Source organism: Janthinobacterium sp. HH102 (assembly GCF_001758625.2).
Classification (GTDB): Bacteria; Pseudomonadota; Gammaproteobacteria; order Burkholderiales; family Burkholderiaceae_D; genus Janthinobacterium.
In genome coordinates this window covers 1145375-1164592 of the sequence record NZ_CP062062.1, presented here as the reverse complement: position 1 = coordinate 1164592, position 19218 = coordinate 1145375, and the positions used below count along the sequence as shown (strand labels likewise).

General features: G+C 62.8%; 15 protein-coding genes. 7 read left to right on the top strand and 8 right to left on the bottom strand.

What is annotated here, in order from left to right:
* A complete protein-coding gene (locus tag JAB4_RS05265; RefSeq protein WP_070222866.1) occupies positions 1-3579 on the top strand; it encodes an ABC transporter permease in 3579 nt (1192 codons plus the stop codon).
* A gap of 54 nt (positions 3580-3633) precedes the next feature.
* Here JAB4_RS05265 and JAB4_RS05260 read toward each other — a convergent pair whose 3' ends face one another.
* The 4 genes from JAB4_RS05260 to JAB4_RS05245 form a co-directional block, all read right to left on the bottom strand.
* The gene (locus JAB4_RS05260; RefSeq protein ID WP_070222728.1) at positions 3634-4017 is read right to left on the bottom strand and encodes a hypothetical protein; all 384 of its coding nucleotides are present in this window, start codon (positions 4015-4017) and stop codon (positions 3634-3636) included.
* A gap of 178 nt (positions 4018-4195) precedes the next feature.
* The gene (locus JAB4_RS05255; RefSeq protein WP_070222730.1) at positions 4196-5659 is read right to left on the bottom strand and encodes a catalase; all 1464 of its coding nucleotides are present in this window, start codon (positions 5657-5659) and stop codon (positions 4196-4198) included.
* 94 nt (positions 5660-5753) lie between these two features.
* Positions 5754-6410 carry a DsbA family protein gene (locus JAB4_RS05250; protein ID WP_070222868.1) on the bottom strand — a complete coding sequence of 219 codons (657 nt, stop codon included), beginning with the start codon at positions 6408-6410 and terminating at the stop codon, positions 5754-5756.
* Between the two features lie 14 nt (positions 6411-6424).
* Positions 6425-7294 (bottom strand): MBL fold metallo-hydrolase, encoded by an 870-nt coding sequence (locus tag JAB4_RS05245; RefSeq protein ID WP_070222732.1) that lies wholly within the window; start codon positions 7292-7294, stop codon positions 6425-6427.
* A gap of 320 nt (positions 7295-7614) precedes the next feature.
* Between JAB4_RS05245 and JAB4_RS05240 the strand changes: the two genes are divergently transcribed.
* The 3 genes from JAB4_RS05240 to JAB4_RS05230 all read left to right on the top strand — a co-directional run bounded on the left by JAB4_RS05240 (position 7615) and on the right by JAB4_RS05230 (position 11263).
* On the top strand, positions 7615-9015 hold the full coding sequence (locus tag JAB4_RS05240) for an alkaline phosphatase (RefSeq protein ID WP_070222870.1): 1401 nt from the start codon (positions 7615-7617) through the stop codon (positions 9013-9015).
* Positions 9016-9044: 29 nt separating this feature from the next.
* Positions 9045-10454: an alkaline phosphatase gene (locus JAB4_RS05235; protein ID WP_071650234.1), complete on the top strand. Its 1410-nt coding sequence runs from the start codon at positions 9045-9047 to the stop codon at positions 10452-10454.
* A gap of 74 nt (positions 10455-10528) precedes the next feature.
* The gene (locus JAB4_RS05230) at positions 10529-11263 is read left to right on the top strand and encodes a hypothetical protein (RefSeq protein WP_070222734.1); all 735 of its coding nucleotides are present in this window, start codon (positions 10529-10531) and stop codon (positions 11261-11263) included.
* A gap of 62 nt (positions 11264-11325) precedes the next feature.
* Here the strand turns inward: JAB4_RS05230 and JAB4_RS05225 are convergent, their stop codons facing one another.
* The 3 genes from JAB4_RS05225 to dprA form a co-directional block, all read right to left on the bottom strand.
* A complete protein-coding gene (locus JAB4_RS05225) occupies positions 11326-13986 on the bottom strand; it encodes a DNA topoisomerase III (RefSeq protein WP_070222736.1) in 2661 nt (886 codons plus the stop codon).
* 298 nt (positions 13987-14284) lie between these two features.
* The gene (locus JAB4_RS05220) at positions 14285-14749 is read right to left on the bottom strand and encodes a DUF494 domain-containing protein (RefSeq protein ID WP_070222738.1); all 465 of its coding nucleotides are present in this window, start codon (positions 14747-14749) and stop codon (positions 14285-14287) included.
* 94 nt (positions 14750-14843) lie between these two features.
* Positions 14844-15947 (bottom strand): DNA-processing protein DprA, encoded by a 1104-nt coding sequence (gene dprA / locus JAB4_RS05215; RefSeq protein ID WP_070222740.1) that lies wholly within the window; start codon positions 15945-15947, stop codon positions 14844-14846.
* A gap of 306 nt (positions 15948-16253) precedes the next feature.
* Between dprA and def the strand changes: the two genes are divergently transcribed.
* From def to JAB4_RS05200, 3 genes are all read left to right on the top strand, one after another.
* Entirely contained in the window at positions 16254-16796 is a 543-nt protein-coding gene (gene def, locus JAB4_RS05210; protein WP_034749294.1) for a peptide deformylase, read from the top strand.
* A 93-nt stretch (positions 16797-16889) separates the two neighbouring features.
* The gene (gene fmt / locus JAB4_RS05205; RefSeq protein WP_070222742.1) at positions 16890-17846 is read left to right on the top strand and encodes a methionyl-tRNA formyltransferase; all 957 of its coding nucleotides are present in this window, start codon (positions 16890-16892) and stop codon (positions 17844-17846) included.
* Between the two features lie 30 nt (positions 17847-17876).
* The gene (locus JAB4_RS05200; RefSeq protein ID WP_070222744.1) at positions 17877-18779 is read left to right on the top strand and encodes a LysR family transcriptional regulator; all 903 of its coding nucleotides are present in this window, start codon (positions 17877-17879) and stop codon (positions 18777-18779) included.
* Here the strand turns inward: JAB4_RS05200 and JAB4_RS05195 are convergent, their stop codons facing one another.
* On the bottom strand, positions 18780-19187 hold the full coding sequence (locus JAB4_RS05195) for a 4-oxalocrotonate tautomerase family protein (RefSeq protein WP_070222746.1): 408 nt from the start codon (positions 19185-19187) through the stop codon (positions 18780-18782).
* Positions 19188-19218: the final 31 nt, after the last annotated feature.

The following is a 19218-nucleotide window of genomic DNA, read 5'->3' as shown; positions in this document are numbered from 1 at the left end:
ATGTTTGCCATCGCCCGCTTTGAAGCGCGACAGCGGCTCAAGCTGCTGTCGACCTGGGTGTATTTCGCCATGTTCCTGGCGCTGGCCATGCTGTGGATGGCCGCCGCCGGCGGCGTCTTCAAGGAAGCGAGCATCAGTTTCGGCGGCAAGTTCCTGATCAACGCCCCCCGTTCGCTGGCGTTCACGTGCAGCCTGCTGGGCTGCTTCGGCGCCGTGGTGGTGGCCGCCATGACGGGCCGCTCGGTGCAGCAGGATTTCGAGTACGGCATGCAGCATTTCTTTTTCAGCGCACCGATCAAAAAATACCAGTACGTCTTCGGCCGCTTCCTCGGCGCCTACCTGGTGCTGGCGGTGGTGTTTTCCAGCATCGTGATCGGTGCCTGGCTGGGCGCCTGGCTGCCCGGCATCGATCCCGAACGGCTGGGGCCGCAACGGGCGCTGGCCTACCTGATGCCCTACGTCTTTACCCTGCTGCCCAACCTGTTCATCTTCGGCGCCATCTTCTTCGTCATCGCGGCCCTGACGCGGCGCATGCTGCCCGTGTACATCAGCTCGGTAGTCATGCTGATAGGCTACCTGGTGGCGCCGTCGCTGGCGCGCGACCTCGACTACAAGACCCTGGCCGCCCTGATCGATCCTTTCGGCACCACGGCGCTGATACGCCTGACGGAATACTGGCCGAACGCGGAACGCAACACGCGCCTGGTAACGCTGGAAGGCGTGTACCTGCTGAACCGCGCCATCTGGTCCGGCTTCGCCCTCGTGGCCTTGCTGCTCGGCTACTGGCGCTTCCAGTTCCACGCGACGACGGACGCGGGCGCCGCCCGGCGCCGCAGCGAGGGCGAGGCGCCGCAGCGCCTGTCGAACGCTTCGCTGTCCACGCAGGAAACGCCGGACTTCGCGCAGCGCAACCTGGCCGTCCTGCTCCTCAAGATGAGCTGGCTGAACCTGCGCGAGACCATCAAGAACATCTATTTCGTCGTCATCGTGCTGGCCGGCGTGCTGACCATGTATGCGGGCGCGCTGGACATGGGCTCCATCTACGGCACGAATACCTATCCCGTGACGGAAAAGGTGCTGGACATGGTCAGCGCCTCGTTCGCCCTGTTCATGCTGATCATTACCACCTTCTACGCGGGCGAGCTGGTGTGGCGCGAACGGGAAGCGGGCACGCATCTGATGCTCGACGCCCTGCCCGTGCCGAACTGGCTGCCCCTGCTGTCGAAACTGTGTGCGCTGGTCGGCCTGCAAGCCTTGCTAAGCCTGGTCATCATGCTGTGCGGCATGTCGATCCAGGTCTTCAAGGGCTATTACCGCCTCGACCCCGGCCTGTACGTGGAATCGCTGTTCCTGTCGCACCTGCCCTACTATGCGCTGGTCGCCGTGCTGGCCATCTTCGTGCAAGTGCTGATCAATCAGAAATACCTGGCGTATTTCGCCATGATTCTGTACCACATCGCCAGCATCAGCTTTTCCTCGCTGGGCCTCGGCGACCCGCTGCTGCTGTACGGCAGCACGCCGGAGGTCGTATATTCGGCCATGAACGGCGCCGGCCACTTTGTGTTGCGCGAGCGCTGGTACTTGCTGTACTGGAGCGGCGCGGCCGTCATGCTGACGGTGCTGTCGCTGCTGTTCTGGCCCCGCGGCGCGCAGGACAGCTGGCGCATCCGCCTGCGCCTGGCGCGCCACGGCCTCACGCATGGCGTGCTGGCCAGCTTTGCCGGCGGCGCCCTGATCTTCGTCGGCGCCGGCGGCGTGCTGTTTTACGTTTTCCACGTGGCCAACGATTACCAGTCCGAATTTTCCCGCGATGCGGACCGCGCCAGCATCGAGCGCCAGTACCGCAAGTTTGCCGCCACGCCGCAGCCGAGAATCACCGACGTGAAACTCGACGTGGCCATCTACCCGGCGCAGCGCACTCTGGCCGTCACGGGCCGCTATCTGCTGCAAAACAAGACCAGCTTGCCGATCAGCCACATTTTTGTGCAACAAGACCCGACGGCCACCATGCGCCTGCGTTTCGATACGCGCGTGCATCCCGGCCTCGATGACGGCAAGCTGGGCTTTTACAGCTACCGCCTGGCCGCGCCGCTGGCGCCGGGCGCCACCCTGGGCCTCGATTTCGACATCCGCTACGCGCCGCGCGGCGTCTTCGGCCTGGGCCAGGATACGCCCGTGGTGGCCAACGGCACTTTCTTCACGAATGCCGTGCTGCCGCACATCGGTTACCAGCCGCAGCTGGAATTGACGGACCCGCGCGACCGCAAGAAACACGGCTTGCCCGCGCGCGAACGGGCCTTGCCGCGCGATGATGCGAAGGGATTGGCCGACAATTACGTCAGCAACGACGCCGACCGCATCAACTTTGACGCCACCGTCAGCACCGTCGACGGCCAGACGGCCATCGCGCCGGGCATGCTGGACAACGACTGGATCGCCAAGGGCCGCCATTACTTCCATTACACGATGGACCAGCCGATCCTGAATTTCTATGCGTTCCAGTCGGCCCGCTACGCCGTCAAGCACGAGCGCTGGCAAGACGTGGCCATCGACGTGTATTACCATCCTGGCCATGAATACAACCTCGAACGTTTCGTGCGCGGCAGCAAGGAAGCGCTCGAGTACTACACGAAGAACTTCGGCCCCTACCAGCACAAGATCCTGCGCATCGTCGAATTCCCCCGCTACGCCACGTTTGCGCAATCGTTCCCGAACACGATACCGTACTCGGAAGGCCTGGGTTTTATTGCCAAGGTGGACGACAAGAACCCGAAGGACATCGACTATCCGTTCTACATCACGGCGCATGAAGTGGCGCACCAGTGGTGGGCGCATCAACTGGTGGGCGGCAATACGCGGGGCGCCACCGTGCTCAGCGAAACCCTGGCCGAATATTCGGCCCTGATGGTGATGAAGAAGACCGTGGGACCGGCCAAGATGCGCCGTTTCCTGCGCTATGACCTGAATCAATACCTGATGGGGCGCAGCGGAGAGCGCAAGAAGGAATTGCCGCTGGCCGAGAATGAAAACCAGGCCTACATCCACTATCACAAGGGCAGCCTGGCCATGTACTTGCTGCAAGACATCATCGGCGAGGACAAGGTCAACGGCGTGCTGCGCGAGCTGCTCAAAACCTACGGCCAGAAAGGCCCGCCGTATGCGAGCGTGACGGCACTGGTCCAGGGCTTGCGCCAGGTCACGCCGCCCGAGCAGGCTTACCTGATCGACGACCTGTTCGAGAAAATCGTGCTGTTCGACAACCGCGCCCTGTCGGCCACGGCCACGAAACGCAGCGATGGCAAGTACGCCGTCACCATGAAGGTGCAGGCAAGCAAATTGACGGCCGGCGAACAGGGCGAGGAACACGACGCGCCGCTGCATGACTGGATCGAGATCGGCGTCGACGACGCGACTGGCCATCCGCTGCTGCGCGAACGCCTGCGCATGACGGCCCGTGAAGCGAGCTACACCGTCATCGTCGGCAGCCGGCCCGGCAAGGCGGGCATCGATCCCGACAACAAGCTGATTGACCGCAAGCCCGATGACAATATGGTCACCGTCGAGCTCGACGAACCATGACGAAAAATGGCCGCCCGTTGATGGGCGGCCATTTTTTTGCGTGTCACACGGGAATCAGGCTGCGGCGCAGCGCGTCACCAGGCTCAGGCTGATGCCCATTTCCGTCAGGTGCTGCATGTCGGCCAGGCTCAAGTCGAGCGGCGCATCGACCGTGTCGTCGCCATTCAGCTCCAGTTGCAGCTCGGCCACGATGCGCGGCATGGTGAACGTCACGCCGCGCGAACGGCATTCGGCCAGGTAGCTGCGTATGCGCGAGGGCAACACTTGCGATTTGGGCGCCTGTGCGATCAGCACATCGAAGCCGGAATCGAGATGCACGCGATTCGCGCCCTTCGCCTCGCCCTTGCGCCATTGCCGCTCCGGATCGGTAGGCAAGACTTCGAGGATGGATTTGAGCGTGGGGTCGTCCCCATGTACGCACAGCTTCGCCATATTCATATTGCAAGACTTTCTAGTCAGGACGCCGCCAGGAAGGCGGCGCGATCATCAGACCGACAAGTCTACGCATGGACATCAAATATGTCCATACGGCAATATTTAGCATCAAGCTCTAATAAGCTCTCATTTGTGCTGCATCAAACAGGCGGAACCAGCTTATTCCGCCTGCCACACACAATTACAGTGCCACGCCGCGTGCCTGCAAGGCGGCCCGCACGCCGGCGCCGTAGGCCGGGTCGGCCTGGTCGAAGTGAGCGAGCTGACGCTGCAAGGTTTCCGGCCGCACCTGACTCAGGGGGCCGGCCAGGTTGTCGAACAGGTTTTGCCTGGCCTGGGCCGACATCAAGCGGAACAGATTGCCGGCCTGCGTGTAATCATCTTCCACGCCGCGTCCATCGTAGCGGGCCGCGCCGCCAGCCAGCGCCAGCGCCGGTTCGCCATGGCCCAGCCCTTGCGGCTGCGTGCCTGCCGCCGCCACGTTCGCGTAATTCTGCGCAGAACTGCCATTGTGGATCGCCATGCCGCCGTCGCGCTGCTGGTTATGGAAGGGGCAGCGCGCCGCATTCACGGGCAAATGCTGGTGGTTCGTGCCGACGCGGTACAGCTGGGCGTCGTGGTAGGCGAACAAGCGGCCTTGCAGCATCTTGTCCGGCGAGTATCCCATGCCGGGCACGGCGTTGGCCGGCGAAAAGGCTGCCTGCTCGACTTCCGCGTGGTAATTGTCCGGGTTGCGGTTCAGCTCGAAAATACCGACGGGCAACAGCGGGAAGTCCCCATGCGGCCACACCTTCGTCAGGTCGAACGGGTTCCAGCCCGTGCGCTGCTCCCAGGCATCGAGCTGCTCCTGCGTCGCCACCTGCAGCTTGACTTCCCACTGGGGGAAATCGCCGCGCTCGATGGCGCCGAACAGGTCGCGCTGGGCGTAGTCGGGATCGGCACCGGCCAGGCGGCCCGCCTCCGCCGCAGGCAAATTCCTGATGCCCTGGCGCGTCTTGAAATGCCACTTCACGTACACGCGCTGGCCGTCCGCATTGATCAGGCTATACGTGTGGCTGCCGAAGCCGTCCATGTGGCGGTAGCCGTCCGGCGTGCCGCGGTCCGAGAACAGCATGGTGACCTGGTGCAGGCTTTCCGGCGCATGGCTCCAGAAGTCGAACATCATCTCGGCCGATTTCAGGTTGCTTTGCGGATCGCGCTTTTGCGTGTGGACGAAATCGGGGAACTTGATCGGGTCCTTGATGAAGAACATCGGCGTGTTGTTGCCGACCAGGTCCCAGTTACCCTCTTCCGTATAAAAACGCACGGCGAAGCCGCGCGGGTCGCGTTCCGTATCCGCACTGCCGCGTTCGCCGCCGACGGTGGAGAAACGGGCGAAGGTGGCCGTCTGCTTGCCCACTTCACTGAACAGCTTGGCCTTGGTATAGCGCGAAATGTCGTGCGTGACGGTAAAGGTGCCGTAAGCGCCCGAGCCTTTGGCGTGCACGACGCGCTCGGGGATACGCTCGCGGTTGAAATGCTGGAGTTTTTCGATCAGGTGAAAGTCTTGCAGCAGCAGCGGGCCGCGGGGGCCGGCGCTGATGGAATTCTGGTTGTCGGCGACGGGGATGCCCGAGGCGGTACTGAATGGCGGCTGTTGACTCATGACTGCTTTTCCTTCGTTGTTGACTGATGAAACCTAGTGTAACGAGGTCAACAACAAAGGAAAAGCTAATTGATTTTATCGAACCGATAGCTATTTACAATGCACAGCCGTGAGCGTCGCACACGCCGCCCAGTTCCGCCTGCAACTTCGCAGGCTGGCCCAGGAAGCCGCCGATATCGATCACGGACAGCTTGCCGCTGCCATCGTCGAGCACGAACGTGGGAAAGCCCTGCCCGCCCACCTGCGCCAGCAAGGCCCGGCTGGCGTCGATGTGCTGTTGCGTGGCAGCGCCCGCCTGCCGGGCATATTCCGCCCCGAATGCGGCCCCGTCCATGCCCAGCTCTTGCGCCAAGGACACCAGCACGGGCACGTCGGCGATGCGCAAGCCGTCCATGTAATGGGCGCGCTGCACGCGCTGCAGCATGTCCAGGCCCTTGCCGGCCAGCGATTCAGCCGCCAGGATGGCCGTGATCGGCGGTTCGGAATCCATCATGGCCGTCGTATCGTTCAGCAAGTCATTGATATAGGCGTCGCCGAAAGGCTGGCCCGACAATTGCTCGATGCGCCGGTCGTGCGGCAGCACATAGCCGCGCCAGGCGGGCGTGATCTGGCGGCGATTGCTGCCCGTCATCATGCCGCCGCCGTGGAAGGCCACCGTCAGGCCGGGCACGGCGCGCGCCGCCTCGACCAGCGGCGCCGCGCCGTAGCACCAGCCGCACAGGGGGTCGAAAATGTAGTGCAATGTGGGCATGCCGGCCTTGCCGCTTACCATTTCATTTCACCCTTGGCCACCTTGGCGCTCGTTTCCAGCGCGCCATCCAGGCCGAGTTGCGGGTAGTGCTGTTTCATGGCGGCGATCAGGGCGGCCGAATTGGCGGCCTTGGCCGTTTCCGCTTCGAACGTCACCAGGTAGTCGCGCGTAAAACCGATGCTGTCGGGCGTCAGGGGCGAACCGACCTTGAAGTGGCCGGGCACGACGGTGACGGGCTGCAGCGCCGCGATGCCGTCGAGGGTCTTGAGCCAGTCCTGGCGCGATTCCAGGCTTTGCGTATCGGCCGTCCAGACGTGCAAGTTACCAAACAGCACCACGCCGCCGACGACGGCCTTGATCGATGGAATCCACACATAGGTGCGCGCTGGCGTCGGGCCGGCGATATCGAGCGACTGGCCTTCCAGGCTGATGCGCTTGCCTTTCAAGGCTTCGGGAATGACGATGGCGTGCGGCGCATTGTCTTTCAGGATAGGCCCCCAGTAGGCGACCTTGGCGTCAGCCTTGCGGCGGATCTCGGCCACGGTTTCCGGCGTGGCGACGATCTTTGCCTTCGGGAAAGCTGCCTTGATCACATCGAGGCCAAAGTAAAAATCGGGGTCGCTGTGGCTGATGTACACGGTCGTCAGTTTCTTGCCGCTGGCGCGGATCTTCTCCACCAGCTTTTGCGCTTCGGCGCGCGAAAACTGCGCATCGATCAGCACGGCGTCATGCTTGCCCGCCACCAGCACGGAAGCGACGGGGAAAATCGCCGCTTCGCCCGGGTTGAAGACTTCCAGGGTCAAGGGGGCGCTGGCGGCGGCCGAGGCGGCGCCGGCGGCAAACAGGGTGGAAACAAGAACGCTGCTGATGGATTTGGAGAACATGATCTGCCTTCACAAAATGATTGGGATGACGGCATCTTACGTTGCTTGATTCGGTAGAAAAACCCGTTAAAACGCAATAGTTTGTTGCTTATTTCGATGCAATCTACCGATGTCGGGCACGGTACGGCGTATTTTTCCGGCGTAGACGTACTCGAAAGCCACGCCGCTGCGGCGGTGTGGCGCCGTCACAAAACATGTCACAGCGTCATGAGGGTGTCACATTGGATTGCTATCTTGCTAGCTCTTTCAAACCTAGCCGGATGAACCACATGACACGCAGAAAAATTTCCGTCGCTGGCTGCAGCGTCGCCATCACCCTGATGCTGGCCGCCTGCGGCAGCGATGCAAAAAAAGAAGAGGTAGTGGCTGAAGCGCCGCCGAAAAACGTCATTTTCTTCCTCGGCGATGGCATGGGCCTGACCACCATGACGGCCGCGCGCATCTATTCGGTGGGCGAAGACGGTTCGCTGACCATGGACACCCTGCCGGAAACGGCCTTCGTCAAGACGTTCTCGAACGACGCGCAAGTGACCGACAGCGCGCCATCGATGGCCGCCTACATGACCGGCGTCAAGATGAACAATGAAGTCATCTCGATGTCGGCCAACACGGTCGCCATCGATCCGGGCACGGATGCGAACGGCAACAAGCTGGTCAACAAATGCGGCACCGGCAACGGCACGCCCGCCACCACCTTGCTGGAACTGGCCAAGGCCAAGGGCTTTGCCGCCGGCGTCGTCAGCACGGCGCGCGTGACGCACGCCACGCCGGCCGCGACCTACGCGCACATCTGCCACCGCGACCTGGAAAACGATATCGCCGCGGCCCTGGTGCCGGGCGGCACGGGCTACAACAGCGCACTGGGCACCACCGGCCTGGAAGTGGTCCTCGGTGGCGGAGCGCAATTCTTTACGCCATTCAAGAGCGGCGGCAAGCGTTCCGACGACCGCGACCTGGTGGCCGAACTGAAAGCGAAGAGCTACACGGTCGCCAACAACGCCACCGACTTCAAGGCCGTCGATCCGGCCAAAACGGACCGCCTGTTCGGCGTGTTCACTTCCAGCCACATGAGCTACGACCTGGACCGCGATGCGGCCAAGGAGCCTAGCTTGGCGGAAATGACCACCAAAGCCATGGACGTGCTGGCCAAGAACAAGAAGGGTTACTTCCTGATGGTCGAAGGCGGCCGCATCGACCATGCGCTGCACGAAACGACGGCCAAGAAAGCGCTGCAAGACACGGTCGCGTTCGACAACGCCATCAAGGCCGCCATCGAAAAAGCCAAGCTCACCGATCCGACCCTGGCCAATACCCTGATCGTCGTCACGGCCGACCATGACCATACCCTGGTGCTGAACGGCTACGCCAAGCGCACGGGCAAGACGGCTGCCGGCAACCCTGGCGTGCTGGGCGTGGTGAAGAACTACGTCACCGGCGCGGTCGAGAAAGACCTGGACGGCGCACCGTATTCGATCATCGGCTTCGGCAATGGCGAAAACCGCACGCAATCGAGCCGCGCCGCCATGGCCAGCCTCGATGAAACCGTCACCAGCGCCAATACCTACCACCAGGAAGCGGTGATCCGCACCACGGCAGGCAACGAGACCCACGGCGGCACCGACGTCTTCCTGGGCGCCATCGGCAAGGGTTCGGAAACCTTCCTGGGCACCATCGACAACACCAAAGTATTCGGCCTGGTCAAGACCGCCGGCGGTCTGTAATCCCCAAGAGACAAGAATTGGACAAGCACATGAAACTCGCATTGAAACCCGCCCTGAAACTCTCCTTGCTGACCACGCTCGTGGCCGCCAGCGTCGCCAGCGCCTACGCCGCCGACGCGAAGAACGTCATCTTCTTCCTCGGCGACGGCATGGGCCCGTCCGTCGTGACGGCGTCGCGCATCTACAAATACGGCGAAGACGGCAGCCTGACCATGGATACGCTGGAACGCACGGCGCGCATCAAGACGTTCTCGAACGATGCGCAAACGACGGACAGCGCGCCATCGATGGCCGCCTACATGACCGGCGTCAAGATGAACAATGAAGTCATCTCGATGGCGCAGGACACGATCGCCAAGGAACCCGGCCGCGATGCCAACGGCAACTTGGGCGTGGACAATTGCCCGGCCGGCGGCAAGACCGTGCCGACCATCCTGGAACTGGCGAAAGCCAAGGGCAAGGCCGTGGGCGCCATCACCACCACGGAACTGACGCACGCCACGCCGGCGACGACGTTCTCGCACATCTGCAACCGCAATGCGCAATACGCGATCGCCGCGCAAACGGCGCCAGGCGGCGCCGGCTACAACGCAGCCCTCGGCGATGGCGTCGACGTGCTGATGGGTGGCGGCCGCAACCACTTCACGCCTTGGTCGACGAGCAACAAGTACGGCCGCGCCGATGGCCGCAACCTGCTGACGGAATTTGCCGCCAAGGGCTACACCGTGGCCGCGACGAAAGCGGAAATGGCGGCCGCGCCGAGCGGCAAGAAATTCATCGGCCTGTACAGCACCCGCAGCCACCTCGAATATGAACTGGACCGCACGGCCACGCCGCCGCTGGGCGAAGGCGCGACCCAGCCTAGCCTGTCGGAAATGACGCTGAAAGCCATCGACTTGCTGTCGAAAAACACGAAAGGCTACTTCCTGATGGTCGAAGGCGGCCGCATCGACCACGCCTTGCACGGCATCAATGCCAAGCGCGCGCTGACGGACACCATCGCCTTCGACGACGCCATCAAGGCGGCCATCGCCAAGATCAAGGAAACCGACCCGACCCTGGCCAATACCCTGATCGTCGTCACGGCCGACCATGACCACACGCTGGCCTTCAACGGCTACGGCAAGCGCGGCAACAATATCCTCGACATCAACCGCGGCTACAAGGATAACCAGCCAAGCAAGGATGCCGATGGCAACACCTACACCACTTTGGTATTCGGCAATGGCCCGAACCGCCCTGACTTGCGCAGCAACGTCGACAGCGCCACGGCGCTGAAAGACAACTATCTGCAAGAAACAGGCGTGCGCCTGGCCAGCGAAACCCATGGCGGCGGCGACGTCAAGCTGCTGGCCACGGGCGCCGGCGCGAAGACCTTCAAGGGCACCCTGGACAACACCAAGGTGTTTGATTTGCTGAAGGCGGCCTTCGGCTTCTGATCCACATCAACACGGTAACCCCACCGGGGCGGATGGCGTATGCCCTCCGCCCCTCTGCACGTAAAGGCACCACCATGAAATCGTCCCTGATCGCCGTCCTCCTCGCCGCCGGCTTTGCCGCCAGCGCCCAAGCCGCCCCCACCGCTGCTGCTCCTGCCGACCTGGACCTGGGCATCACCTATTACAGCCGCGTCCTGACGCCGGAAGGCGTGACGCGCGAAAGCCGCTACGAAGAAAAGATGCTGCGCCGCCCCGGCCACGTGTGGGTCGAGCGCGTGCTGGCGCCGTCGACGGACGCGCATGCGGGCCACAAGCATGGCGACAACACCAAGGTGACCCTGAAAACGTCGACTGCGGCCACGCAGCATGAACACAAGCATTTCAATCCCGTGCTGATTCCGCGCCACGTGATGCTGGAAAAGAACACCGTGCGCGTGGAATACATCGATGCGCACGACAAGATCGTCGTCTCGATTCCCAAGGCCGAGTACGAAAACGTCAATTTCGACGGTTCCTGGGAAAACAGTTTTTATCTGCTGGACCCGAAACTGGTGGCCGCCATGCCCCTGTCGAAACAGGCATCGAACGTGACGGGTGCGCGCTGGCGCGAAGTGGAAAAGAACGGCGTGTTCCAGCGCATCCTGTGGGATGAACAAAAGCAGATTCCCCTGATCATCGAAAGCGGCGACCGCGCGAATACCTTCTATCGCCGGGTCGACGTCAAGCTGCAGCCGACCGTCAGCAAGGCGCAGCCGTGGGCGAATCTGCAGAATTACGCGCAGCGCGAGTACTCCGACTACCTGGACTAAGCCAGCCTCGGGACATAAAAAAAGCCAGGGAAATCCCTGGCTTTTGTCTGGATGGCGTCCGATTACTCGGCCGTTGCCGCCTTCTTCGCCGGCGCCTTCTTGGCGGCCGGCTTTTTCACGGCCGTGGCCTTCTTGGCCGGTGCCTTTTTGACGGCTGCCGCTTTCTTGACGGCCGTTTTCTTCGCTGGCGCCGCGCCTTCTTCGCCTTCGACCTCGGCAGCCTTTGTCTTCGCACCCGGCTTGGCCTTGCGCTCTTCAAACTCGAAGCTCACCTTGCCATCCTTGCCGCGCACGAGGAAAGCCTTGAACGGACGGCGCGTGCGCTGCGATACGAAGCCCGGCAGCAAGTCCGTCTTGCCATCGTTGAGCAGTTTTGCCATTTGTTCCGGCAAGATTTCCTGCTGCAAGATGATGCGACCGCTGCGGAAATCGCACGTCTTCGGCTTGGCTACGCTGTGTTCGCACACATAGGCCAGGCCCATTTCGTACACGCCGGCATTGCACTTGGGGCACGGTCCCACGGGCGTCTGGCCCGTGAAATCGACGCCTTCGCCATCTTCGCTCTCGTCGTTCTGGCCGAAATCGAATTCCAGCTTGAAATTCTTGATCTCTTCATCACGCACGATGCGCAGGATGGCGGCGAACGGACGGCCCATCTTCGAGCGGAAGCCTTGCAGCGGGCCGATGGTGCGGTCCTTCAGCAATTGCTCCACTTCGGCGATTTCAAACTGGCGCGAACCCGGCGTCTTGCTCATCGAGAATTCGCACTTGGTGCAGGCGAAACGGCGGTAGTTTTCCTTCACCACGCCGCCGCAATTCGGGCATGGCGTTTCCAGGGTCGCGTAGTCGCCGGGAATCGTGTCGTTGTCGTATTCCTTGGCGCGTTTGACGATGATTTGCGTCATCTGCGCGATTTCGCGCATGAATTCTTCACGCGAAATCTTGCCTTTTTCCATCTGCGACAGCTTGTATTCCCACTCGCCCGTCAGCTCAGGCGCCGTCAATTCATTGACGCCCAGGCCTTTGAGCAAAGTCATCAGCTGCGATGCCTTGGCCGTCGGGATCAGTTCGCGACCTTCGCGGATCAGGTAGCGTTCCGTCAGCAAGCCCTCGATGGTGGCCGCGCGCGTCGCCGGGGTGCCAAGACCCTTGCCGGCCATCGCGTCGCGCAGCTCGTCGTCGTCGATCAGCTTGCCGGCGCCTTCCATGGCCGACAGCAAGGTCGCTTCCGTGAAGCGCGCGGGCGGTTTCGTCACCAGGCCGTTGGCGCTGACGCTTTCCGTCTGCACTTTCTCGCCCTTGGCGACGGGCACCAGGTTGCCGTTGCCATTGCTTTCCTTGTCGGCGTCCGTCGACGCTTCCTTGCCGTAGATGGCCAGCCAGCCCGGATTGGTCATGACCTTGCCTTCAGTCTTGAACTGATGGCCGGACACTTCCGTATAGCGCGTGGTGACCTGGAATTCCGCAGGCGGGAAGAACACGGCCATGAAGCGGCGCGTGACCAGGTCGTACAACTTCTGTTCCGGCTCGGACAAATTCTTTGGCGCGATCGTCGTCGGGATGATCGCGAAGTGATCCGAGATTTTCGTGTTGTCGAAGATGCGCTTGTTCGGCTTGACCCAGCCCTTGTCGATGATCTGCTTGGCGAACTGGTGGTAGTTGCTGTTTTCCTTGACCGTTTCCAGCGCCTGCAGCACGGTCGGCATGTAGTCTTCCGGCAGGTGACGCGAATCGGTACGCGGATACGTCAAGACCTTGTGCTTTTCATACAGCGCCTGTGCCAGGCCCAGGGTATTCTTGGCGGAGAAGCCGAAACGCGAGTTCGCTTCGCGCTGCAGACTGGTCAGGTCGAACAGGCCCGGCGCCATCGAGGTGGTCGGTTTCGATTCTTCCGTGACGATGCCTTGGCGGCCGCGGCAGGCGGTGGCGATCGAGTCGGCAGCCGTCTTGCTCCACAGGCGCTCTGCGCGCTTCTCGGGGTCGTTCTCGTCCTTCTTGAACTTCGTGTCGAGCCAGCGGCCTTCATAGATGCCGGCCGCGCAGACGAATTCGGCGCGCACTTCCCAGAAGTCGCGCGGCACGAATTTCTTGATCTTGTCTTCGCGTTCGACGACGATGGACAGGGTCGGCGTTTGCACGCGGCCCACGGTGGTCAGGTAAAAACCGCCTTCTTTCGAATTAAACGCTGTCATGGCGCGCGTGCCATTGATGCCGATCAACCAATCGGCTTCCGAACGGCAGCGGGCCGCGTCGGCCAGCGGCAGCATTTCTTCGTCGCTGCGCAGGTGCGCAAAACCGTCGCGGATGGCACCCGGCGTCATCGACTGCAGCCACAGGCGCTTGACCGGTTGCTTGGCCTTGGCGTTTTGCGCGATCAGACGGAAAATCAGCTCGCCTTCGCGCCCCGCATCGCATGCGTTGATGAGGGTGGAAACGTCTTTACGTTTGATCAGCTTGTTTAATACTTTGAGGCGCGCTTCCGTCTTCGGGATGGGATTGAGCGCGAAATACGGTGGAATCATCGGCAAGTGCGCGAAACTCCATTTGCCGCGCTTCACGTCGAATTCTTCCGGTACGGCGATCTCCAGCAAGTGGCCGACCGCCGACGACAGGACGTATTCATCCGATTCAAAGTACTCATCGTGCTTGGTGAAGCCGCCAAGCGTCTTCGCGATATCGTTCGCGACAGAAGGCTTCTCGGCGATGATGAGGGTTTTTGTCATATTTTTTGGTCTCGAAAAATGCTCTAGGATAGTTTCAGCATGCGCATCATACAGTGCATTGCCAGGCGCCGACGCTTTTGTCTGCGCAAGGCCTTGTGACTTGTGGTCTTGTCAAGCGGCCAATGATAAGCGCCTATTGAAGAATTCGGCAAGTTATCTGCAAGCAAGAATGCGCAGGCGCAAACACAATGGACTGGCGTGCGCGCCGGTGCTGTGCATCTTAAAGGGGATGGCGCGGCAGCGGCGCCGGGGTGTCAGGCCGACGGCTGGAGGAGCAGCCAGCAAGCGCTGTATTATATTAGTGTAGCAGGCGGGGAGGCAGGTCTTCGTCGTCGACGAATAAATCGTCGAACATCAAGGCGTCCGGTTCCTTGCCCTGGCTCCACAACAGCATCAGCACGATGACTTTCAGCTTGCCCAGCGACACGGGCGCCTCGTCGAGCGCCAGCGCCCGTTCGATGACGATTTCGCGCTGCAGCGGCGACAGCACCTTGGCGCTTTCCAGGAACTGGATGAAGCCGATGGCGGCCGTGCCCAGCACGTCGCTTTCCTGCTGCACGTAGAAGCGCGTGCCCGTGGAACTGGCCGTCAGGGTTTGTTCGGCGCCGGCCATGGCGTTCAAGTCCGTCAGCCACACGAGCGCTTCGGAAATCTCCACGTCGTCGAAACCGACGGCCGACAGTTTGCGCGCCAGGACTGCCGGCTCGGGGCAGGCATCGGGGCGATAGTAAGTCTCGTAGAGGTACACCAGGATATCGAACATGGCTCTACTCTAGCAGCTAAGCTCGCTAAGACACAAGGGTGCGCGCAGACAAAGCGCGCCCGTGCGGCAAGGCCGCCACACAAGTGACAAGCTGTCATTTGCAGCGTTGAAACAGTCCTCCCGGCAAGCGTTCCACCAGGCCCGCCAGCTCCAGCGCCAGCAATTGCCCCATCAGCGCGCCCATGGCCAGGCCGCTGCGCGCGGCCAGGGTATCGGCGTCGTGGGGATCGTGGCCCAGCGCGGCCAGCAGCGGCGGTTCGTCCTCCACCGCGGCCGGCACTCCGGGGACGCCGCCCAGCCACTGCAGCTCTTGCAGCACGTCATCGGCCGATTCGACCAGCTTGGCACCCTGCTTGATGAGTGCATGGCAACCCTTGGCCAAAGTCGCATGGATGGAGCCGGGCAAGGCATACACGTCGCGCCCCTGCTCGCCCGCCAGGCGCGCCGTGATCAGGGAACCCGACTGGGCCGCCGCCTCGATCACCAGCACGCCGCGCGCCAGGCCGCTGATCAGGCGGTTGCGGCGCGGAAAATTCCCCGGCATTGCAGGCAGCCCTAGCGCGTACTCGCTGACGATGCAGCCCTGTTCGGCAATTCTTTGCGCCAGATCAACGTTGCGGCGTGGATACACCAAATCGGCGCCCGTGCCGATCACGGCGACGGTGGCGCCCGCGCCGCGCAAGCCGCCCTCGTGCGCGTGCGTGTCGATGCCGAGCGCCAGCCCTGAAATGATGGTCAAGCCTGCCGCGCTCAGCGCTTGCGCAAAGGCGGCCGCGTTCTGCATGCCTTGCGCGCTGGCATTGCGGCTGCCGATGATGGCCACGCCCGGACGCGACAGCAGTTCCGCCCGTCCCCGCACATATAACAACAGCGGCGGATCGGCGATTTCCAGCAGCAGGGGCGGATACGCGGCATCGGCCAGGGTCAGCACGGTATTGCCGGGCCGCTGCAGCCATTGCAGGGTCAGCGCCAGCTGGCTGTTGGCCACCGGCTTGGGCGGCTGCACGATGGCGCGCGCCACGCTGGCCGGCACCACCTCGCGCAGGATGTCGAACGGCGTGGCAAAGATTTGCGGCGGCAAGCCGAAGCGGGCCAGCAAGGCGCGCGCCGCCACCGGCCCCACACCGGGCAGATGCTGGAGGCGCAGCCAGCCCGCCAGTTCCGTGGCCGTGTCCGCCATCGTTGCAAGTGCATGCATGACAACCTCGTTATGTACTGTGGCATCCCATGCTAGCGCCATGGCGCGCACGCGATACCGACGCGCGCAAGGATGCGTGCAATGACGCCGCAAAACGGCCCGCCGTCCACAGGGCCATGGGCGTCTGTGATAAAATTTCCCTTTGCAGCAAACGAATAGCGCACTGGCAAACGCATCTGCCGCGCCGTTGCGCCACACGCGCCCAACCGTAGCGTACTCAAAAATAAAATAGCCCTGCCATCGTTCGCATGGCCCAGGCATGAATAATCCGGCGCACCGGCGCCCACCTTAACCAGTCGAATCCGTATGTCCATATTAAATATCCTGCGTTACCCCGATCCTCGCCTGCACACGATCGCCAAGCCCGTCACCGAATTTGACGCACGCCTGCAAACCCTGATCGACGACATGGCCGAAACCATGTACGACGCCCCGGGCGTCGGCCTGGCCGCGTCGCAAGTGGACGAGCATATCCAGATGATGGTGATCGACACCACCGAAGAAAAAAACCAGCTGCAAGTATTCATCAACCCGGAAATCACCTGGGCCAGCGAAGAAAAGCAGGTCTACGACGAAGGCTGTCTGTCCGTGCCCGGCGTGTATGACGGCGTCGAGCGTCCGGCCCGCATCAAGGTGCGCGCCCTGGACCGCCACGGCAAGCAGTACGAGCTGGAAGCCGATGGCTTGCTGGCCGTCTGCATCCAGCATGAGATGGATCACTTGCTGGGCAAGGTATTCGTCGAATACCTGTCGCCGCTCAAGCGCAACCGCATCAAGACCAAGATGATCAAGGAAATCCGCGGTCTCGAGCGCGAAGCGAGCTTGCGCGCACAGAACCGTCGTTTCTAAGCCGCTGCTGATAGACTAAGCAACAATAGTCGTAACACCACGCCAGCCTGGCGCCTCCGGCCCGGGCCTGCGCACCTCACGTCAAGGAACGCTATGAAAGTGATCTTCGCAGGCACGCCTGAATTCGCCGCCACGGCCCTGAAAGACTTGCACGAAGCGGGATTCGAGATTCCGCTGGTGCTGACCCAGCCCGACCGTCCTGCCGGACGCGGCATGCAGCTGCACGCCTCGGCCGTCAAGCAGTACGCGCAGCAGCACGGCATCGAGGTGCTGCAACCGCTGTCCTTGCGCATGGACAGCAAGGACCCGCAGCGCGCCGCCGAGGCAAAAGCGGCCCACGAGCGCCTGCTGGCCACCGATTACGATGTGATGGTGGTGGCGGCCTACGGCTTGATCTTGCCGCGCAGCACGCTCGACATCAAACCCTGCATCAATATCCACGGTTCATTGCTGCCGCGCTGGCGCGGCGCCGCGCCGATCCACCGCGCCATCGAGGCAGGCGACGATGAAACGGGCGTGACCATCATGCAGATGGAAGAAGGCCTCGATACGGGTCCCATGCTGGCCATCGAGCGCACGCCCATCGAGGCGGGCGACTCCACCGCCACCCTGCACGACAAATTGGCCAAACTGGGCGGCAAGATGATCGTCGAGACCCTGCGCAAGATGCAGCAGCAGCCGCTGGAAGCGGTGCCGCAGCCGGAAGCGGGCGTCACCTATGCGGCAAAGATCGCCAAGGAAGAAGCGGCGCTCGATTTCAGCTTGCCGGCGCTGGAACTGGGCCTGAAAATCCGCGCCTTCAATCCGTTTCCCGGCGCCTGCGGCCAGGTCGATGGCGTCACCATCAAGATATGGGCCGCCGAGGTACTCGACGCGGACAGCAAGGAAGCGCCGGGCCAGGTGCTGGCGGCCGACGCCCAGCACGGCATCGTCGTGGCCTGCGGCAATGGCTCGCTGCGCCTGACGGAACTGCAAAAACCGGGCGGCAAGCGCCTGCCCGCAGCCGAGTTCATCAAGGGCTTCCCCCTCGAAGGCAAGCGTTTCGTTTAATTAAGCCATCGATACCGGCGGCAAGCGCCCATGGACCAGCTGACCGCCCTGCGCGCCTTGCGCCGCGTCGTGGAACTGGGCAGTTTCACGGCCGCCGGCGCCGCGCTCGGCATTTCCCACTCCATCGTGTCGCGCCAGATCCGCCAGCTGGAAAGCCAGCTGGGCGCCCAATTGCTCAACCGCACCACGCGCCGCTTCGCCCTGACGGCCGCCGGCCAGGAATACTATCTGGCCAGCCGCGACATCCTCGACGCCCTCAATGCGGCCGACCGCGCCGTCGCCATGCACCAGGCGCAGCCGTCCGGCAGCCTGCGCATCAATGCGCCGATGGCCTTCGGCACCCTGGAACTGGCCGCCTGGCTGCCCGACTTTACGCGCCACTACCCGCACCTCCACATCGATCTCGTCTGCAATGACCGCATCGTCGACCTGATCGACGATGGCTTCGACGTGGCGCTGCGCCTGGCGCGCGGCTTGCCCGACTCCACCCTGGTGGCGCGCCAGCTGGGCAGCAGCCGCACCTTGGCCGTCGCCTCGCCCGCCTACCTGGCCCGCCATGGCCATCCGGCCACGCCGCAAGACCTGGCACAGCACGATTGCCTGATGTACAGCTCCGGCGAGAAGCCGGCCGAGTGGTCGTTCACGGATGCGGGCGGTGCCGTGCACAAGGTGGCCGTGCGCGGCAGCCTGCAAGCCAATACCAGCGTAGCCCTGCGCGAGGCTGCCGTGGGCGGCATGGGCATTGCCGGCGCGGCCGACTTCATCGTGCGCGAGGCGCTGCGCAGCGGCCAGCTGGTGGAAGTCTTGCCCGGCTACACCTTGCGCCCACGCACCTTGTACGCGCTGTATCCGCACAGCCGCCAGCTGTCGCCGAAGGTCAGGGTCTTCGTCGATTTTGCCGTGCAACACTATCAAAATCACCGCTGGGATTGATCAGGCCGGCTGCAGCGCCTTGCGCACGGCGCGGAACTGCTGCGTCAAGCCGCCGTAGCCCCAGGCCGCCTGGCGCGCGTCGTGCACGTGGATGTAGCTGACGTCATGCAAGGCGCCGAGATGCTCATGCATGGCGGCGAACACGGCGGCGATATACGCGGCCTTTTCCGCCGCCGTATTCGTTTCATCGCTGATCAGGATATCGAGGAAAAAGCTGGCCTTGCCCTGCACCTGCAGGGATGGCCCGCCGACAAACCAGTGCGCCGCGTCAAGATGGCTGATCGCCACCGACGTCAGTTCGGGCGCCTTGCGCAGCAACTGTGCCGTCAAGGCGCTCAAGGTGGCGGCGATGGCGGCCGACTGGCGCGCATCGGGCGTGGTGGACAAACGCAGGTTCAGAATGGGCATGGGATGCTCCGCAAGTGGATGAAGTCCCATT

Coding starts and splice junctions, on each gene's coding strand:
- JAB4_RS05265 (WP_070222866.1), top strand. CDS start 1: ATGTTTGCCATCGCCCGCTTTGAAGCGCGACAGCGGCTCAAGCTGCTG.
- JAB4_RS05225 (WP_070222736.1), bottom strand. CDS start 13,986: ATGACAAAAACCCTCATCATCGCCGAGAAGCCTTCTGTCGCGAACGAT.
- def (WP_034749294.1), top strand. CDS start 16,254: ATGTCCATATTAAATATCCTGCGTTACCCCGATCCTCGCCTGCACACG.
- JAB4_RS05260 (WP_070222728.1), bottom strand. CDS start 4,017: ATGAATATGGCGAAGCTGTGCGTACATGGGGACGACCCCACGCTCAAA.
- JAB4_RS05250 (WP_070222868.1), bottom strand. CDS start 6,410: ATGCCCACATTGCACTACATTTTCGACCCCCTGTGCGGCTGGTGCTAC.
- JAB4_RS05245 (WP_070222732.1), bottom strand. CDS start 7,294: ATGTTCTCCAAATCCATCAGCAGCGTTCTTGTTTCCACCCTGTTTGCC.
- dprA (WP_070222740.1), bottom strand. CDS start 15,947: ATGCATGCACTTGCAACGATGGCGGACACGGCCACGGAACTGGCGGGC.
- fmt (WP_070222742.1), top strand. CDS start 16,890: ATGAAAGTGATCTTCGCAGGCACGCCTGAATTCGCCGCCACGGCCCTG.
- JAB4_RS05230 (WP_070222734.1), top strand. CDS start 10,529: ATGAAATCGTCCCTGATCGCCGTCCTCCTCGCCGCCGGCTTTGCCGCC.
- JAB4_RS05195 (WP_070222746.1), bottom strand. CDS start 19,187: ATGCCCATTCTGAACCTGCGTTTGTCCACCACGCCCGATGCGCGCCAG.
- JAB4_RS05255 (WP_070222730.1), bottom strand. CDS start 5,659: ATGAGTCAACAGCCGCCATTCAGTACCGCCTCGGGCATCCCCGTCGCC.
- JAB4_RS05235 (WP_071650234.1), top strand. CDS start 9,045: ATGAAACTCGCATTGAAACCCGCCCTGAAACTCTCCTTGCTGACCACG.
- JAB4_RS05200 (WP_070222744.1), top strand. CDS start 17,877: ATGGACCAGCTGACCGCCCTGCGCGCCTTGCGCCGCGTCGTGGAACTG.
- JAB4_RS05240 (WP_070222870.1), top strand. CDS start 7,615: ATGCTGGCCGCCTGCGGCAGCGATGCAAAAAAAGAAGAGGTAGTGGCT.
- JAB4_RS05220 (WP_070222738.1), bottom strand. CDS start 14,749: ATGTTCGATATCCTGGTGTACCTCTACGAGACTTACTATCGCCCCGAT.